The organism is Alcaligenes sp., assembly GCF_050255915.1.
GTDB lineage: Bacteria > Pseudomonadota > Gammaproteobacteria > Burkholderiales > Burkholderiaceae_B > Alcaligenes > Alcaligenes aquatilis.
In genome coordinates this window covers 332,090-348,724 of record NZ_JBFWIQ010000003.1, presented here as the reverse complement: position 1 = coordinate 348,724, position 16,635 = coordinate 332,090, and the positions used below count along the sequence as shown (strand labels likewise).

Sequence of the window (16,635 nt, the reverse complement as noted above, 5' to 3'; positions counted from 1 at the left end):
CTAAATAAGCTGCTTAGATGATCCCCCCGCAAAAGCGGGGCAGCCTGACGTAGAATTTTCTCGTTTAGGAGTTCTACAGCATGAAGAAATCGAGATTCACAGATAGCCAAATCATTGAAGCGATCAAGCGTGTGAAGGCTGGCTCGGCGGTGTCGGAGCTATGTGAAGAACTGAGCACCAGCTCGGCAACATTCTACACGTGTCGCTCGAAGTACGGGGCATGGATGTGTCGTTGATGTCACTCATTAAGGAGCTCGAAGCCGAGAATGCGCGGCTGCGCAAGATGCACATGGAAGAGAAGCTCAAGGCCGAGATCGTGACGGAGGCACTCGAAAAAAGTGGTTAGGCCATCTCGCGGCGGCGAGATGGCCCGACGTGCCGTGCAAGACCGAGGTGCATCTGTGCGGATGGCTTCCGAGGCGTTCGGCATCAGCCAGACCTGCTATCGGTACATCACTAAGACCAACACCAAGAACGAGGAGATCGCCAACTGGCTGCTGCGGCTGACGGACAATCATCGGAACTAGAGCTTTGGCTTGTGCTTCTTGTATCTGCGCAACGTGCGAGGCTTTGGATGGAACCATAAGCGCGTTTACCGAATCTATCGCCTGGTCGGCCGAACCTGCGGATCAAGTCGCGCAAACGGCTGGTCCGGCAGGCGCCTGAGCCGTTGACGATACCGACCCACATGAACCAAGTCTGGTCGATGGATTTCATGCACGACCAGCTTGCCTATGGGCGCAGCATTCATGTGTTGAACGTAATCGACGACTTCAACAGAGAGGCTTTAGGTATCGAGGTGGGCTTCTCGTTGCCGTACGAGCGCGTGATCCGCACGCTCAAGCAGATCATCGGCTGGCGGGGAAAGCCCTTAGCCATTCGATACAATAACGTGCCCGAGTACCTGAGCACGGCGATTGTCAAGTGGGCCAAGGCATTGGGCATAAAGCTCGAATACATCCAGCCAGGCAAGCCGCAGCAGAACGCCTACGTTGAACGGTTCAACAAGACCGTTCGGTATGAATGGCTGTCTTAGCATCACTGGGACGATCTGGATCACGTACATTGCGTGGCCACGCAGTGGATGTGGTACTACAATTACGAGCGCCCGAATATGGCCTTGATCGGAATTACCCCACAACAGCGGCTGGCCATGGCCTCGTAGCGTTCCTACTTCTGGCAATCGCTAAAAAAGGGGGATTACCGATCGACGGGAACACAAGGCCCCCCGCCCGTACCGACTACCTTTCCTTTGGCGCTCCGGATGAGCGCTCCACTGCCGTCCCGCAGCGGGACTTTTACTTATATTTCATTCAACCCAACGATCCACCCCATTTCAAGGATTACAAGGTTAATGATGAAGTCTTCTTTCGCCTGAAAGGCACAGATGGGGAGTTTCAGACCGTACTGAAGAGTTACGCGGCTGCTCGGGAGCTTGCGGCTTCTTCATCAAGCCATGCCAAGGTCACCTATGAATCGAAAGCCAATCTCTTCCTGAAGAAGCTGGTCCAGTGGCTACAGAAGCAAATGTCCGATCGCTTTAAGGTCACCGACCAGGGTCGCGCCAAATCTATGGACTAATGGGCCCAAGATAAATCCATCCTCGACCTGTCCGGCCTGCCAGCCCACAAAACTATTAAACTCCGGGACCTGGTCAACACTATCGCCGGGGTTTGTCTCGCCCCGAGCTTCGAGAACCAGGCCCCGGACTTTCCTATCTTCTCAATCCTAATCACCGGCAAAAATCGTGCTCAGGCTGCGCAGGACACCTTGCGAGCCATTGCCGGGCAGAGCCGCACCAAACAGGCCACCACTGTACTCGATGATCTGGAGTTGCTCGACGGCGAAAAGATCAAACCTTACAAATCGAAGTACACCAAGCTCATCCTCGATGTCTTTAAGGCTAAGGGTCACGGCCAAGTGGCAAATCACAGCGAGATTATCCAAGACGATCACGGACTTGAGTACATGAATCCAGACGGCTCACACCTGGAGCCGGAGTGGGTCACAGTTTTAGTGGCGGCACAGGTCTATTCCGGCGACGTCTCGCTCGCTATCCCGGGCAAGTAGTTCAACGCCATGGCACTGCAGCAGCTTGCCCCAGTCGGCATAGATGAACTGGTCAGCTACAAACCACCTGGAGCATCTTAAAGAATGGAGCCTGCCCACGCTCAAGGCGCTGTTCAAACTTCTCGACATGACGCCGGATATGACACAACTCGTCACACAAGGCAGTGACGAACCGGCGCAGAACCAGCAACAGACGGAGTGCAAGATTGTTAAGCGTATTATCATGACTCATCAGACCCTGCGCGAAGGCCTTTCCTTCTGGGGGCTGGATCTGCTCGCGGGCACCGATCTGGCCAGCCAGGCAAGCAGCCTGAATGAGGCCCAGAAGTTCTTTGAACCGCTTCAAGTTTATTCCGTTCCTAGCATGCTGAAACTCCCCCTACAGTGCTCCCGAAGTTCTGGCCCACGCCCCCCCATGAAGCCGCTGGAGGAGTTGGACGCACTACGCGAGCTCATCCTGGTCCATGGTCAGACGGCGTCTTGGCTCTTAACCGCTGAGGCAGTGCTGACCGCTGAGCATGACTGAGTGGATCGCATGAAGGCCACACGTACGGATGTGTTGGCTGCCCTTAAACAACCGAACCTGACCGCACTGGTCAGTCAATCCCAAAGCATCGGTGCCTAGTTACAGAGACTGAAGAAGGACTTCACCGTCGCTTACATTGACCGTCTCACTCTGCTCAAGCTGGCCGGTATCGACCTCATGCCCCGGCAGCAGCTCAGCTATTACCAGAGCCTCCTTGGGCCTTCGGTGAAAACTGGCACGGCCGGTTGCCTATGCACAGTCCCTGCCGGCTAAACCTGCAAGGCCAGTAGAATATGATCGTCATGAGCACGCGGTAAGACACACCTGTCAACTCGGGTCAAGCGTGACTCTCACTGATCCGGGTTTGTTCAGCTCCGGCCTTAAGGTTTGCCGTCAATCTTGTATTTTTCCAGGTGCTCACCCAATAAATCAGCGTAATCGTTTTCGCGCGAAGATTGCTGACTTTGCTGAATGGCCACGGTCACAAACAGACCCACGGCGCCCACTGCCGCTGCGGCCAGTCCCAAGCCACCTGCCAGAACGGGAATGAAGCGCGGCACCACCATGCCAGCCACACCCATACCGCCTTCCACGGCCGAGGCCATACCCGCCATGGTTCCTATAGAGCCAGACACCAGATTCATAATGCCGCCGACCTTATCACCGTTGCGTATCATCTGTACGCCATCAAAAATGCTGTACGCCCCCAGAGCCACACCGGCAACCCCACCCAGCCCTTTGGCGGCCTCTTCAAATCTGGCTGCATTTTTCTGGATAAACACATCGCTCTGTTTCGCATCAACACCGATGTCCTTCAGATGCGAGCGGTAGTTCTTGAGCCCCCCTTCGGCCAGGATGGAAGCCGTCTGCACCGAACCAATGGCCAGATCCACCTTGTTGCGATCATTCAGAGTGCCATTGACGCCCTTGCCAATCGTGATACCAGCCAGAAATAAGCCGCTGACACCGTGCAAGATTCCCTTATCCGTCGCGTGTTTGGCGCCGCTGTTGCCCACATCAAACAAGTCCAGCTTGTCCAATGTCTTTGTACCTTGTCGCAACATGTCCCAATTGCCACGGAACACCGTCAAAATCTGATCCGCTTTGGCGGGTGTGCCATCACTGGACGTCAGCAGCGCTGGCTCCTCTTTCAGAATGTCGCCAATCATCTCGCGAACCTTCTGTTCGTCCAGCTCGTCGCCGCCGTTGACGCCATACGCCTTTTTCAGATCCTCGAACGTGGCATCCTTAAACAGATTGTCCTTGGCAAAGCCGGTGAAGTTCTCATTCAGCTTGTCGTCGTACTTCTTGGTGAACTCCGGATCCAGCATGGAGTTGTAAAGTGCCGTCTCCATGCTAAAGGCACTCATGGCTGCTTCAGCACTATTGTCCTTGAGCAGTTCTTCCATACGCTTGCCTGATACCAGCGAATCCGTATAGGTCTTTTGCAAATCCTTGGCATGGCCCGATTTTTCAATCGCGCTGCGCAATTCCTCGGGTTTATCAATACCCAGTGCGGCCTGGTATCCCTTGCCAAGCTGGGAAAACTGAGCCAAGGCTTCAGTCTGAGACCCCGCCTTGTCCTTGCCCGAGCCGTCCGGCCAAACGTCCTTCAAGAAGTTGCCAGACTTGACCTCATCGTCATAGGCTTGGCTCAAGGCCTTTTTCAAGCCCTTGTTATCACCGACCAAGTTCTTGAGCACATTGGCGCTGGCGTCATTCATGAATTCCGCCACCTCGGGGTCCTTGCTCAAAGCCTCCATGCGCGATTCAATCTCTGCACGGACCTCATCGGGCGTACCCACCACACCGGCACGATCCTCAATTTTCTTCCGAACGTGGCTCTGCTCGAACATACCCGAGCTTTCGCCCATGGTCACCAGATCATGCGCCTCCTGAAGGTCACGCAGGACGGCGGCTCGTTCCTTGGGCGAATACTTCTCCGGATTCTTGAAGATCTCGTTATCAAACTTCTGGGTGTCAACGCCATAAACACTGCTGCCATCAGCAGCATCCAACACGAAGGCCAGAGCCGACTTGGCGTCCTTGGGCGCTGAATTATCAATCCAATGGGTAATATCTTCCTTGGTCAACAGACCATCGGCACTATAGCGAGCCTTATCCACACTAGTTTCCAACTTGGCAAAACTGCCCGGGTTGGTCCAGAAATCCAGAGCTTCCTTGAACTCATCGCTCAAGTCCGGCGTTTTCTCTTTGAACTCTTTCAGATCATCGACACGCAGAAAATCCTTAGCGCCAGTCGCCTTCTTGATCTCACCAAAATTCTCGTGCAGCAGTGACGCATATTCGACAATCTTGTTCGAGGCCTCATCCGCATCCTTATTTTTGTCTGCATAGCCTTTGAGCTTGGTCGGTTCGCCTACCAGGCTTTCAAACCCGTTCTTGCCAAAATCCTGCAGGCGACCCGCCTCGGTATTAGGACGTGCCTCCTTGCTATCGCTAAAGCCATCAATATCGTTGTTGCCGACTGAATCGCCGGTCACCCGCTTGCCTTTGCCATCGAACTGCTCAATGCGCTCCAAAACCTGTTTGGCTCGATAGGCCGCATCGGCATCCGTCTCGTAATCTCCCACGCGATCCTTGAACATATCGCGTGTACCACTTTCGTTACCCAGATCACGCAACAAGGACGACTCGGCAATAATGTCACGCGCCGTACGATCATCACCGTCGGGGCGCTCCCATTCAATACCCAGCGCCTCTGCCCGTTCCCGAGCCTGTTTATCGTCCTTAACGCTGTCGCGGTCAGGCAGCTTACCCTTCAGATTCTCGAAACCGTACTTACCAAAATCCTGCAAGCGACCCGCTTCGGTATTGTGATGGGCCTCCCCGCTCTTGGTGAAACCATTCACAATGCCATCACCGACTTCCTTGCCCACCCGTTGTTTGCCCTCGCCATCAAACCGTTCAATATGCTGCAAAACTTGCGCCGCCCGGTAAGCCGCATTGGCGTCCTTCTCGAAATCCCCCACTCGCTCCTTGAGCATTTTTTTGACATCACTTTGGTCGCCCAGCCCGCTCAATACCGGCGTCTGCTTGATAATGTCCCCAGCCGAGCGGTCATCCCCTTTGGGGCGCTCCCATTTGATCCCAGCCTCTTTTGCCTGTTCACGCGCTTTGTCCTCATCCTTCACTGGACCCGAATCTTCATGGCGCTGGTCCTTAACAATCTGCGGCCTATCCTTGAACTCCCCCTTCAGGCTGTCAAAGCCCTCCAGGCCAAAATCGCGTAGTCGATTGGCTTCGTTATCACGATCCTCAATCGTCCCCTCTGCCTTGAAGCCGTCAATCTGCTCATTGCCGAACTTATCGCTCTTGGCCTGCGATTTGCCCTTGCTGTTGAAGGTTTCGATATGCTCCAGCACTTGTGCCGCACGATAGGCGGCATCGGCATCTTTATCAAAATCGCCCACCTGGTCCCTCAGGCGATCTTTTACCCCCTGTTGATTACCCAGGTCTCGAAGCAAAGGCGACTCATGAATAATGTCACGCGCCGAGCGATCGTCCCCCTTGGGGCGCTCCCATTCAATACCCAGCGCTTCCGCTTTTTTACGGGCATCCTTGTTCTCGCCCGCCTTGCCAGAATCGGGTAACTCCCCGTTCAGACTCTTGAAGCCATGCTTGCCAAGATCCTGCAAGCGGCCCGCTTCCGTATTATTTCGGGCTTCTTTATCACCCGTGAACCCATCGATCTTGTCATTACCGGTATGTCTGTCGGACACCTGCTTGCCGCTGCCATCAAACATTTCAATATGGGCCAGCACCTGCTCTGCGCGATAGGCTGCATCCGCATCCGCCTCGAAGTCCCCGACCCGATCCTTCAACATATAACTGCTGCCGCTTTCGTTTTTCAAGTCACGCAGCAACGGCGAGCCATCCAGAATTTCCTGGGCCGAGCGCTTATCCCCGTCCTCGCGCTCCCACTTGATACCTAACTCTTCGGCCTCCTGACGAGCCGACTCATCCTTGCCGATGGCGTGACGGTTAACGATTTCGCCCTTCAGGCTATCAAAGCCATCCTTGCCAAAGTTCTGCAAACGCCCGGCCTCGGTATTATTGCGGGCTTCTTTGCTGCTGCTAAAGCCATCAATATCCCCGTCACCGACCTTACCGCCCACAATCTGCTTGCCATCACCATCAAAACGCTCGATATGTTCCAAGACCTGCACGGCACGGTAGGCGGCATCGGCATCGCGCTCAAAATCGCCCACGCGATCTTTCAGCATGTCACGCGTCCCACTTTCGTTGTCCAGTTCGCTCAGCACCTTGGAATCTTGAATGATGTCCTTGGCCGAGCGCTTATCACCTTCCTGACGCTCCCACTGAATTCCCAGCGCTTCTGCCTTTTCCTTCGCCTTTTCATCAGTGCCGGCCTTGCCGGGACTGGACAATTTTCCCTTCAGGCTTTCAAAGCCGTACTTCCCAAAATCCTGTAGGCGGCCGGCCTCGGAATTGGGTCGGGCCTCGCCACTGCCGGTGAAATCATCAATGGTGTCATTACCCACCTTCTTACCAACTTGCTCTTTGCCGTCGCTATCGAACCGTTCCACATGTTCCAACACCTGCTTGGCCCGGTAGGCGGCATCCGCATCTTTCTCAAAGTCCCCCACACGCTCCTTGAGCATGTCCTTCACCCCACTTTGGTTTTTCAGGTTCTTCAATAGTGGCGTGTCTTCCAGAATCTCCTTAGCGGAGCGATCATCCCCCTTGGGACGCTCCCACTCGATGCCCAGCTCTTTCGCTTGTTCTTTTGCTTTCTGAGTCTTGGACTGCTCGGAGATATTACCCAGATCCCCTTTCAAATGTTCGAAACCGTACTTGCCAAAGTCCTTCAGCCGACCTGCCTCTGTGTTATGACGGACGTCCCCGTTGGGCGTGATGCCATCAATACGACCATTGCCCACGTGCTTGCCCGCGATTCGTTCTCCCTTGGAGTCAAATTTTTCGATGTGCTCCAGAACCTGTTCAGCTCGATAAGCCGCGTCCGAATCCGTATCAAAGTCGCCCACGCGCTCCTTGAGCTTATCCTTGATGCCTTCCTGATTCCCTAGGCCACTGAGCAGCTTGGAGTTCTCAATAATGTATTTGGCCGAACGGTTATCCCCTTTCGGACGCGTCCATTCAATGCCTAACGCTTCAGCCTGCTTTTGCTCCTCGCTTACTTTGGGCTTGTCCTGATCCTTCGTTTCTTTACGGGTCGCTAAAGAAACCTGATTGCCCCACTGCTCGATATCGCCTGCTGGCAGATCTGCAATATTTGCCTTGCTCGTCTCGACTTTCATCTTCCTTCCTTTTCAAATCCGGCCCAAGGCTGGTCTTAATGAATGGGAGTGGGATGTACGTCTGCATCCCACCCCTCGTCTATCCGGCTAGAGCCAGGCTTGTCCCTGCATCAAACCCGCTCAGATCCACGCTGCATCAAGTCGACCACCAGGTGTCGCCACCATCAGGCCATTCTTCATCAGGAATATCCCCGATATCGCCGTTCTCCACCCCGTCAATCTCATACTTGGTCAGATAATCCCGCAGCAGATTGCCGTAGTCATCCACCTTGCCTTCCTGCTTGATCTCATCGACCAGACCAGGAATGAACATAGCCACCGCCGCCATGCCCGCCGCCGCCATGCCCAAGGTTCCCGCCATCACAGGGATGGCACGTGGAATCGTGGCACCCAACAAGCCCAAGCCGCCTTCAACCATACCGGCCGCACCGGCCATGCCGCCCAGAATCCCGGCTGTCAGGTTCATCCCGCCCTTGAGTTCATCACCCGCACGCAGCGCTTTCACCCCATCAAAAATCTGATAGGCGCCAGCCGCAGCGCCAGCCGCTCCACCCAGGCCCTTGGCGGCATTCTCGAACCCCTTCATGTTGTTCTTGAACTTGTCCTTAAAGCTCTTGCTCTCCGGTTCGACCGTCTCAATCAACGGCGGACCTACACGCGCCTTGCCCTTGGCTTCCCAACGCGCCTTAGCATCATTCAGATGGGTCTGGTATCCCTTGATCCCACCCTCAATCAAGGTCGTTGCGGTCTGCACTGACCCAGTTGTGATATCAACAATGGCGCGCTCGGAGGGCTTATCGCCCGCTTGTATCCCCTTGGCAATCGTTACCCCAGCCAGGAACAAGCCGCTGACCCCATGCAGAACGCCAGAGCTGGTGGCCTTGCCCAGAGAAGAGTTCTTCTTGTCCATAATGGACAACTCCGTCAAGGCCTTGGTCCCTTGGCGAACCACATCCCAGCTCCCTCGGAAGCCCGCCAGAATCTGGTCCGTGGTAGCCACAGTACCGTCATCATTGATAAAGAGCTCTGGGTTCTCTTTCTTGACTTCCTCGATCACTTTCTCGACTTTCTTTTCATCGAGCTCCCCGCTATTGCCCTTGCCAAACGCCTGTTTCAGATCATCAAAGCCGGCGTCCTTGAGGATGTTGTCGCGAGCCACTTCCGAAAACGAATCATTGAGCTTGTCATCAAATTTCTCAGTGAAAGACGGGTCCAGGGCACTGGTATACAGGGAGACTTCCATGCTGTAGGCACTGCTGGCCGCTTCAAAGGAATTATCTTTGAGCAACTCCTTCAAACGATCACCGGAAGCCAGCTTCTTCTCGTAAAACTGCTCCAGATCGCCGCTGTGCTTGGAGTCCTTAACCGCCTTTTGAATTTCACCTGCATTATCAATGCCCAGGGCAACTTGATAGCTCCGCGCCTGAGAATAGAACCCGGCCAGAATTTCCTGCTGGTCCTTGTCTGCGTTTTCCTTGCTGTCCCACAGCTTGTCCAAAGTCTTGCCCGTCTTGACATCCTCGTCATAGCTTTTCTGGACGGTGTCTTTCAGGCCTTCGTTGTCATCCAATATTTTCTTCAACGCATTATTGCCATTCTCACTCATGTATTTGAGCGTGTCCTTGTCGCCCTCCAGAATCGCAATATGCTTGTTGACATCGTCATAGACTTTTTCAGGGTTAAAATGGACCTTCGCTTTGTTGGAGATGGCGATCTGGGACTGATCATCCCGGTACATCCCCGCTTCCGCCCCGGCCGAAATCAACTTCTGCGCACTGTACAGTTCTTGCAAGACGGCCGCCTTGTCCTTGGCGGAATACTTGTCCGGATTCTCAAAGATATCTTTGGTGAACTTAGACGTATCCGTTTCGGCCGCCACATTGGCATCCGCTACGCTCGACAGGAAGGTAATAGCCTCATCAGCACTTTTAGGAGCCTGTTTCTCCATCCAGCCCTTCAAGTCATTACGGCTCAAATCCCCATCTGCCGCCAGCCGGGTGGGATTCTTGGCCCGTTCCAAAATGTCGAAAGCGCCGGGCTGTGTCCAAAAATCAATGGCTTCCTTGAACTCATCGCTGATTTTTGGATGCTCTTTCTTGAAGGCTTCCAGCTTCTCGACGGTCAGATACGGCAACTTGCCGCCGGTTTTCCCTGACTTTTCCATCCCTTCCAGTTCACCACTGACGATCGATTCGTAGTTCTGGTCAAGAATGTCGGCATACTTGAACAACTTCAAGGAGGTTTCATCCGCATCGGGATTTTTTTCGACAAACTCCCGATAGCGTTTGCTGTCAGGTTGCAGCTTCTCGCCTTCGGCAATTCGCTCGCGCAAATCCTCGGCTTCCGCCTTGGTCGTGGGCGCCTCGTGCTCAAACCAGCCTTTCAAATCGTTCTTGCTCAAGTCCCCATCAGGAACCAGGGATTTCGCATCCTTGGACGTTTCCAGAATGCGAAATGCGGGCAGATCCGACCAGAATTCCAGCGCTTCCTTGAATTCCTTGCCAATACCTTTGTTCTGCTCTGCATATTCCAACAAATCCGCCCGGCTGACGTACTTGCCGTCGTCCTTGGCATCTTTGATGTCATCGTAGTTCTGGTCGATGATGTCCACATATTTGGCGATCTGCTTGGCCTCTTTATCGGCATCGGGATGTTCCTTCAAATACGCTTTGTATTTGTCGCCCTCAGGCTCGACATCCAGTTTTTCGTCCAAATTCTTGAACAACTTCTCCGGCAAGGCCTTGGGATCCTTGTTCTCTAGGAAACCCTTCAGGTCATTCTTGCTCAGGTCGCCATCGGGCTTGAGCTTGTCCGGATTCTTGGCCGTTTCCAGCAAATCGAATGCCTCCGGCTGCGACCAGAAGGAAATCGCCTCTTTCAGCTCCTTCTTCATATCCGGATTGTCATTCTTGTAATTCTGCAAATCCTTCAAGGTGATGTACTTGCCATCACCTTTCAACTCATCAAAGTTCTTCTCAAGCTGCTCGGCATAATCCTTGGCCCGGTCAATCCGCTCGGACTCACTCAAGGGCTTTTCTTTCTTATCGCCTTCCGGCTTTTCCTTGCGCTCGGACTCGGCAATATTGGCATCGCCATTGGGCTTTTCAGCCTTCTTGCCGGGGTCTGTCTCGGCCTTGTTGCCGTTCTTGGTATCCGCACCGTTGCGGACCAGATCAACGGCCTCTTTCCAGTTCTTCTCGTTCGGTAAGACAATGGCTTCCAAAGCGCCGGATCCGGTCACCGCACTGGAGACTTTCGACATAATTTGAATCCTTCAAGTCATGAATCATGCATTGCAGACGATCACGGCCTGCGCGTCGTCCACGCCCTGCAAAACAATAAAATTTCCCGACACGCCTTATGGCGCACCAAAACGCGCAAACAAGACGTTGCTCTCGGTGGCCGTCATCGGATTGGACCCCGGCGCACGCCGGTCATCATCGGGGTGCAAGTAGGCACCGTTGGTACCCAGGATGTCTTCCATATACTTGCCCCCCGCCTGCATCTGATCGGTCGAACCGTCATACCAGCCCACAATGGTGCGATTGCCGGCACTGTCGGTGGTGACGATTTCAGCGGGGGCATCCTCGGCAATGCTCACGCTGTCGCCCTTGTTGAAATCCTTGCCGTCCGTCAACAAAATGGAAGCATTGCGCCCGTCGATATAGCTGATATCCGGAAAGCGCTTGCTGCCATCCGCTTCGGACTGATACTCCAGCCGGCTGGCATCGGGACGGAATTGGCCATCCGCATCGGCTTGCGTCATGATGCCGGCCTCGCCATTCTCGTAATAGAGCGCTCCGGTCTCACCCGGCTTCAGGGTGATCTGGGCCGAGGGCTCGGTCGTGGACTCCAGATTACGGAATTTGCCGACGGTAATCTCGTGATTCTGGTCGTTGGTAATGTAGATGACATTGGGCCCTGCCCCATCCGAGACAGACGCCTCTGGCTTGGCGGCCGCTTCCTGCGCCAGGCGCTCATCGAACAAATCACGCTCCGGCTTGTCGACCCCTGGCTTGCCTTCGGGCGCAGCAGCAGGCGGCATGGCGGCAGAGGGGGTCTCGCCAGTCGGCTTACCGGCGGGCGCTGCATCGGCTGGCTGTGAACCTGTAGGCGACGACCCTGTGGGCTGTGGACTGGTAGACTGTGGACCGACAGGCTGCGCAGTCTGCTCGGCAGCAGGGGTCGGCACAGCCGACGGCGAGGTCCCGCCCTCGGGCGGCACCGCGATCCCCTGAGCCTGTATCATGACTCTGGCCTGATTCAGCTCCTGTTCAAAATGCTCACGCAATGCCGCGTCACCGCTGGCATCACGCCGCTCCATTCGATCAGCATAAAATGCCTCTAAACCGTGTGACGGTGCTTGCACTTGCATAAAGAACTCTCCTGATCAGTGGCTTCACAACACCGTGAACGGTGTGCACATCAGGCAAGCCCCAGGCAGCGTGGCCACCTGGCGGCTGCCACCTTCCAAACGTCTTACTGCGGACGCTGCTTGCTGGCGTCCAGAGACGCTTTCTTCTCGGTGGTCACTTTGGTGACCTCGGCAGACATCGAGATAGCGCGATCAAACACGTCGCTCATACGAGCCAGGCCTTCTTCAGCGCTGCCCGTCATTCCACCCTGGGCGGCCCATTCAAAGTTCCACACACCCGACAAACCGTCCACACGTGCTACGTCATGCGTTTCAATGGCGGTAAAGACGGCTTCATGACGCACCATGTAAGCAGCGGCGGCCACGACGTCCTTGGGCACATTGCCCCCTTTGTTGGAGGCCAGGTCCTTGAGTTCATTCAGGTTGATCGCTTTCTTGCCCTTGCTGTTCATGTAGTCAGCCAGAATCTTTCCAGACTTGGCGGAATCCAGATACTGGTCAAACTGCGACGAGGACTGGGCCTGGGTCGCTTGCACGGGTCCTGCATTAGGCATAGCTACTGACATTTGGAATTCTCCACAACATTTAGGAAAAATCAGGCCACAGTGATATGGCCCTTGAAAATACGCCCGTGATGCCATTGAGGATCAAGGCCAGGGAGTCTGACATTCGTTATGTGGTCGACGTGATCAATACATCTGATTGCCACCCGGGAATCCATCGGGCATGACATTGCCCTGATCCAGGGTTTCACGATAGAAATTCACTTTTTCCACATAATTCTTTGTGCCGAATCCGGTGGTCGATATCGAGGCATCAGCCAGATCCACGGACAGCGGGCCCGAGTTGTACGCCCGCAAGGCAAAATCCCAGTCACCGAACTGGTCGTGCATGTCTTTCAGGTACAAGGCACCCGCCATGATGTTGGAGCCGGGGTCCGAACTGTCGCCTGTCACCAGGCTGGCATTTCTGGCCTTGATGTCCGCAAAGGTTTGTGGATTCAACTGCATCAGGCCGGAGTCGGTCATTCCGTTCTCGCCATTGGTCGAGCCTGCCGTGGCAATCCCTTTGGACTCATCCCAAATCACCGCCGCCAGCAAATTGGCGGGTATGCCTGTGGCTTCTGCCGCCGCCATGATGTCTTGACGGTAGGGCTCCAACTGCGGATTCAAATTCTCTGCCAGCCCTTGGCTGCCACCTGCGCCTTTGCCAGCCGCTGGCTTGTCAGCCGCAGCAGGTTCAGCAGGCGCTTGCGCCGAGCCAGGCACGGCATCGCCCGGCACGGCCTGGGCGTCCGGTTGCGGCGCTGCGGTTTGTCCAGCCGCTCCTGCTTGAGGCACGTCAATGCCCATGGCTTGCATCGTCACACGCGCCACTTCCAGTTCACTCTCGAAGTGCTTGCGCAAGGCCTCGTCCGTCGTCCCCTGGAGGCGTTCAGTCCGATCCGCATGAAAAGCCTGCCACCCGCCTGCCCCATCCATCCCTGTCTGCATAACTCTCTCCTGAAACGCTGCTTACTTGCTGATGCCACTATTACGGAAGGGAACGTCCATCCATTTAACAGGGCGCCTTCGCCTGCCCAGTCATACTGATGCCCCTATATTTCAGCATTGTTCAAACACACAAAAGGACAAGAAACTTACAAGTTTTTTCAATTACCCCCGACATGACAGACGACTTGCCTCTCCTGACGACAAAAGTGAGCGCCCATCCAACATTCCCCGTTCTGTCATACATACGTCACGGGAATGTCATCCAATGTTCGGCTGATACACGTCTGGAATGCTTGGCATGAAAAATCGAATCGCCCTCCTGCTGACCCTGGTCTCGGCCGCTTCCTGGCTGGCTGGCTGTGCAGGCCCCGGCACACACCGCCCGTCCGATACCCGGCTGACCAATCTGGCGGCAGAACTGGGCCGCAAGGGCGATATCACATCCGCCATTGCGCTGTATGAACGCGCCACCCAGGCGATGCCGGACAAACATGAAGTCTGGCTATCACTGGGACAAGCGCATTTACGCAACGACGACCCTCGCTCCGCGACCCTGGCCTTTCAACAGGCCTACCGTTTACAAGCGGATGATCCCCAGGCCTTACTGGGACTGGGGCAAGCCGCCCTGATGCAATCCAAGCCCCAGCGTGCCAACGAGCTCATCGCCAAGGCAACCAGCGCCTTGCACACCGCCCCGGCCTACAATCTGCTGGGTATCAGCTTGATGCTGCAACAGGATATGGATCTGGCCATCCCGGCCTTCCAACGCGCCCAGCAACTGGCACCCGACAATCTGGAACTGCAAGCTAACGAGGCACTGGCCCATGCCCTGGCCGGGCAGTCCGATGCCGCGTTGCAAAAAATCGAAAGCGTCACCACCTCGCCACTGGCTCAAGCGCCACACACACGTCGCGCTGTCCTCATCCTGATGCTGGCTGGCAAGGATCAACAAGCTCTGGCCGTCGCTCGCGAATTACCGGAATCCGAACGCGCGTCGTTGATCGAGCGTTCTGCCCGCATTCGCAAGCTGCCCTCGGTTGAAAGCAAGATGAGCGCCATGGGCATGACCCCCATGCCCGACGCAAGCTACACCCCTTAATTGGACACGGTGGAGTCCTCAACCAGGCGCTCGTGCCGCGCCTCTACCGTGTCATCGGCCACCACACCCAGGTAGCGTTCCACCGCTGCGGCGGCAGGGGCCACATAAGCGGGTCCCATTTCACGCCCCTGTATCAAATCCTGCGGATCCGCCACCATACCCAACAAATTCAAGGCATTGGCACAACCTGGTGGCAAATGCACAGCGGACGGCTCGTCAGACGTTGCCAAGGGAGCCGCCAGACACGCTCGTGGCATATACGCCGTCTCTCCTTTCAGGTTGCTCATTCCCACAAAACGAGACGAATAGTCCGATGTCGCCATCGTCGAGCAACCACCCAGCACGAACAAGGCCACTACGCCTGTCAATCGATACACACGCTGTGTCATGGCCGACCCCATCAAAATACGAAGAAACCAAAATCTGCGGCATTACGCCGATTTGCCCTATCACCCAGCATCAAGTTCGCTGGATTCTCACTGGCGTGATCCAGGGGCGTGGCCGCAGACTGGCCCGACACAGGTCGCACCAGATAAGGCGTAATCAGAATGACCAACTCTGTTTCGTTGCGTTGAAAACGCTTGGAACGAAACAGATTTCCCAGGATGGGAATATCCCCCAGCAAAGGCAACTGGTCGGCATCCGTGGAGCTATCCCGTTGGAACAAGCCCGCAATGGCAAAGGTTTGTCCACTGCCCACCTCTACCTGGGTATCGGCGCGGCGCACCCGGAAGGCAGGAATACTGGTACCGGCGATTTCGACGATGCCAGATCCGGCCAGCGTGCTGACTTCAGGTCGCACCTGAAGAGAAATCCGGTCATTGGGCAATAAGGTTGGAGTGAATACCAAAGACACACCGTACGGTTTGTATTCAATCCCGACCATCTCGTTGGTCACGGGCACAGGAACGGGAATTTCCCCACCGGCCAGAAAACTGGCCGAACGCCCCGTCACGGTGGTGATATTGGGTTCGGCCAGAATTTCCAATGCACCATTACTTTGCAACGCATCCAAAATCATATCGACATTGGCGCTATTGGAACTGAAGGAGCCGCTCAAGGTATTGCCTGCCCCCGCGCCACTGGAGACCGGCCCGCCGGTAATCAGGCCAAAGGCAAATGAACCTGAATTGATCAGTGCCTGCCAATTCACGCCGTAACGTAGTAATTCCTGGCGCGAGACCTCGGCAAATCGCACACGCAAATTGATTTGTTGCAGGCTCTCCTGAGTGGTCAGGTTCACCCCCTGGACGCCCTCCGCCGCATGACCAGAAAGAAGCGCATGTTGCTCAACCCCTTCTTCCAGACTGCTGGCCGTCCCCTTGGCCACGACCCGGCGACCACGCGCCGTTTCCTGTACTTTCCCTTCCAGTCCCACCCCAACCCGCACCCGCGCGTTGACGACCACCTTCTCTTGCGCATCCAGTGCCGTCACCCGTGTAGACCCCGTATTTCGGCCAAACAAGTAGGCCGAGGTCGGGCTGAGCACTTCCACATCGGCCACGGCCTCGTCGGCCACCATGATCGACGTGACAGGGCGGTCAAAGCGCACGACCAGACCATCACCCTTGCCCACCGTCCATACCGCTGCGGCCGCCAGGGCCGGTTTCATCAGGGCCAACAGGGCAAGAATCACCATCACCGCCAGCCGCATGTTCAAACCCACACGCCACATCCACTCAACCTTATTCTGTTTGCTTCCCGCGGAGACTGAGCACGCTTGGGGACTCTGGCACGTCATGAACTCTTTCCTATACATAATCATTGAA

The 16,635-nt window shown here is 55.4% G+C and carries 9 protein-coding genes and 2 pseudogenes; 4 read left to right on the top strand and 7 right to left on the bottom strand.

Annotation, left to right across the window (positions count from 1 at the left end; all coding sequences use genetic code 11):
* Positions 1-80: 80 nt before the first annotated feature.
* The 3 genes and pseudogenes from AB7E06_RS05650 (at position 81) to AB7E06_RS05640 (ending at position 2,596) form a co-directional block, all read left to right on the top strand.
* A pseudogene (locus AB7E06_RS05650) lies at positions 81-1,165 on the top strand (IS3 family transposase).
* A pseudogene (locus tag AB7E06_RS05645) lies at positions 1,081-2,070 on the top strand (DUF6079 family protein). The pseudogenes AB7E06_RS05650 and AB7E06_RS05645 overlap by 85 nt, the downstream one beginning before the upstream one ends.
* A gap of 43 nt (positions 2,071-2,113) precedes the next feature.
* The gene (locus AB7E06_RS05640; protein ID WP_372406335.1) at positions 2,114-2,596 is read left to right on the top strand and encodes a DUF6079 family protein; all 483 of its coding nucleotides are present in this window, start codon (positions 2,114-2,116) and stop codon (positions 2,594-2,596) included.
* Between the two features lie 380 nt (positions 2,597-2,976).
* On the opposite strand, the gene AB7E06_RS05635 is transcribed toward AB7E06_RS05640, so the two are convergent.
* From AB7E06_RS05635 to AB7E06_RS05615, 5 genes are all read right to left on the bottom strand, one after another.
* Positions 2,977-7,899 (bottom strand): type III effector HrpK domain-containing protein, encoded by a 4,923-nt coding sequence (locus AB7E06_RS05635; RefSeq protein WP_372406337.1) that lies wholly within the window; start codon positions 7,897-7,899, stop codon positions 2,977-2,979.
* 136 nt (positions 7,900-8,035) lie between these two features.
* On the bottom strand, positions 8,036-11,161 hold the full coding sequence (locus AB7E06_RS05630; RefSeq protein WP_372406339.1) for a type III effector HrpK domain-containing protein: 3,126 nt from the start codon (positions 11,159-11,161) through the stop codon (positions 8,036-8,038).
* A 96-nt stretch (positions 11,162-11,257) separates the two neighbouring features.
* Positions 11,258-12,274: a hypothetical protein gene (locus AB7E06_RS05625; protein WP_427955622.1), complete on the bottom strand. Its 1,017-nt coding sequence runs from the start codon at positions 12,272-12,274 to the stop codon at positions 11,258-11,260.
* A gap of 104 nt (positions 12,275-12,378) precedes the next feature.
* Positions 12,379-12,840, bottom strand: a complete 462-nt coding sequence (locus AB7E06_RS05620; RefSeq protein ID WP_372406343.1) for a hypothetical protein — start codon at positions 12,838-12,840, stop codon at positions 12,379-12,381.
* Positions 12,841-12,963: 123 nt separating this feature from the next.
* A complete protein-coding gene (locus AB7E06_RS05615; RefSeq protein ID WP_372406346.1) occupies positions 12,964-13,767 on the bottom strand; it encodes a transglycosylase SLT domain-containing protein in 804 nt (267 codons plus the stop codon).
* 298 nt (positions 13,768-14,065) lie between these two features.
* On the opposite strand from AB7E06_RS05615, the gene AB7E06_RS05610 reads away from it, so the two are divergent.
* On the top strand, positions 14,066-14,866 hold the full coding sequence (locus AB7E06_RS05610) for a tetratricopeptide repeat protein (protein WP_372406347.1): 801 nt from the start codon (positions 14,066-14,068) through the stop codon (positions 14,864-14,866).
* Here AB7E06_RS05610 and AB7E06_RS05605 read toward each other — a convergent pair.
* Both AB7E06_RS05605 and AB7E06_RS05600 read right to left on the bottom strand, forming a co-directional pair.
* Positions 14,863-15,255 carry a CpaD family pilus assembly lipoprotein gene (locus AB7E06_RS05605; protein WP_427955617.1) on the bottom strand — a complete coding sequence of 131 codons (393 nt, stop codon included), beginning with the start codon at positions 15,253-15,255 and terminating at the stop codon, positions 14,863-14,865. The two genes, AB7E06_RS05610 and AB7E06_RS05605, sit on opposite strands and share 4 nt — an antisense overlap.
* Before the next feature lie 11 nt (positions 15,256-15,266).
* The gene (locus AB7E06_RS05600; protein WP_427955614.1) at positions 15,267-16,607 is read right to left on the bottom strand and encodes a type II and III secretion system protein family protein; all 1,341 of its coding nucleotides are present in this window, start codon (positions 16,605-16,607) and stop codon (positions 15,267-15,269) included.
* Positions 16,608-16,635 lie beyond the last annotated feature (28 nt).

What these genes read in the sequence shown, in the direction of transcription:
- AB7E06_RS05605 (WP_427955617.1), bottom strand. Translation starts at nt 15,255, where the DNA reads ATGACACAGCGTGTGTATCGATTGACAGGCGTAGTGGCCTTGTTCGTG.
- AB7E06_RS05615 (WP_372406346.1), bottom strand. Translation starts at nt 13,767, where the DNA reads ATGCAGACAGGGATGGATGGGGCAGGCGGGTGGCAGGCTTTTCATGCG.
- AB7E06_RS05610 (WP_372406347.1), top strand. Translation starts at nt 14,066, where the DNA reads ATGAAAAATCGAATCGCCCTCCTGCTGACCCTGGTCTCGGCCGCTTCC.
- AB7E06_RS05600 (WP_427955614.1), bottom strand. Translation starts at nt 16,607, where the DNA reads ATGACGTGCCAGAGTCCCCAAGCGTGCTCAGTCTCCGCGGGAAGCAAA.
- AB7E06_RS05640 (WP_372406335.1), top strand. Translation starts at nt 2,114, where the DNA reads ATGAACTGGTCAGCTACAAACCACCTGGAGCATCTTAAAGAATGGAGC.
- AB7E06_RS05620 (WP_372406343.1), bottom strand. Translation starts at nt 12,840, where the DNA reads ATGTCAGTAGCTATGCCTAATGCAGGACCCGTGCAAGCGACCCAGGCC.
- AB7E06_RS05625 (WP_427955622.1), bottom strand. Translation starts at nt 12,274, where the DNA reads ATGCAAGTGCAAGCACCGTCACACGGTTTAGAGGCATTTTATGCTGAT.
- AB7E06_RS05630 (WP_372406339.1), bottom strand. Translation starts at nt 11,161, where the DNA reads ATGTCGAAAGTCTCCAGTGCGGTGACCGGATCCGGCGCTTTGGAAGCC.
- AB7E06_RS05635 (WP_372406337.1), bottom strand. Translation starts at nt 7,899, where the DNA reads ATGAAAGTCGAGACGAGCAAGGCAAATATTGCAGATCTGCCAGCAGGC.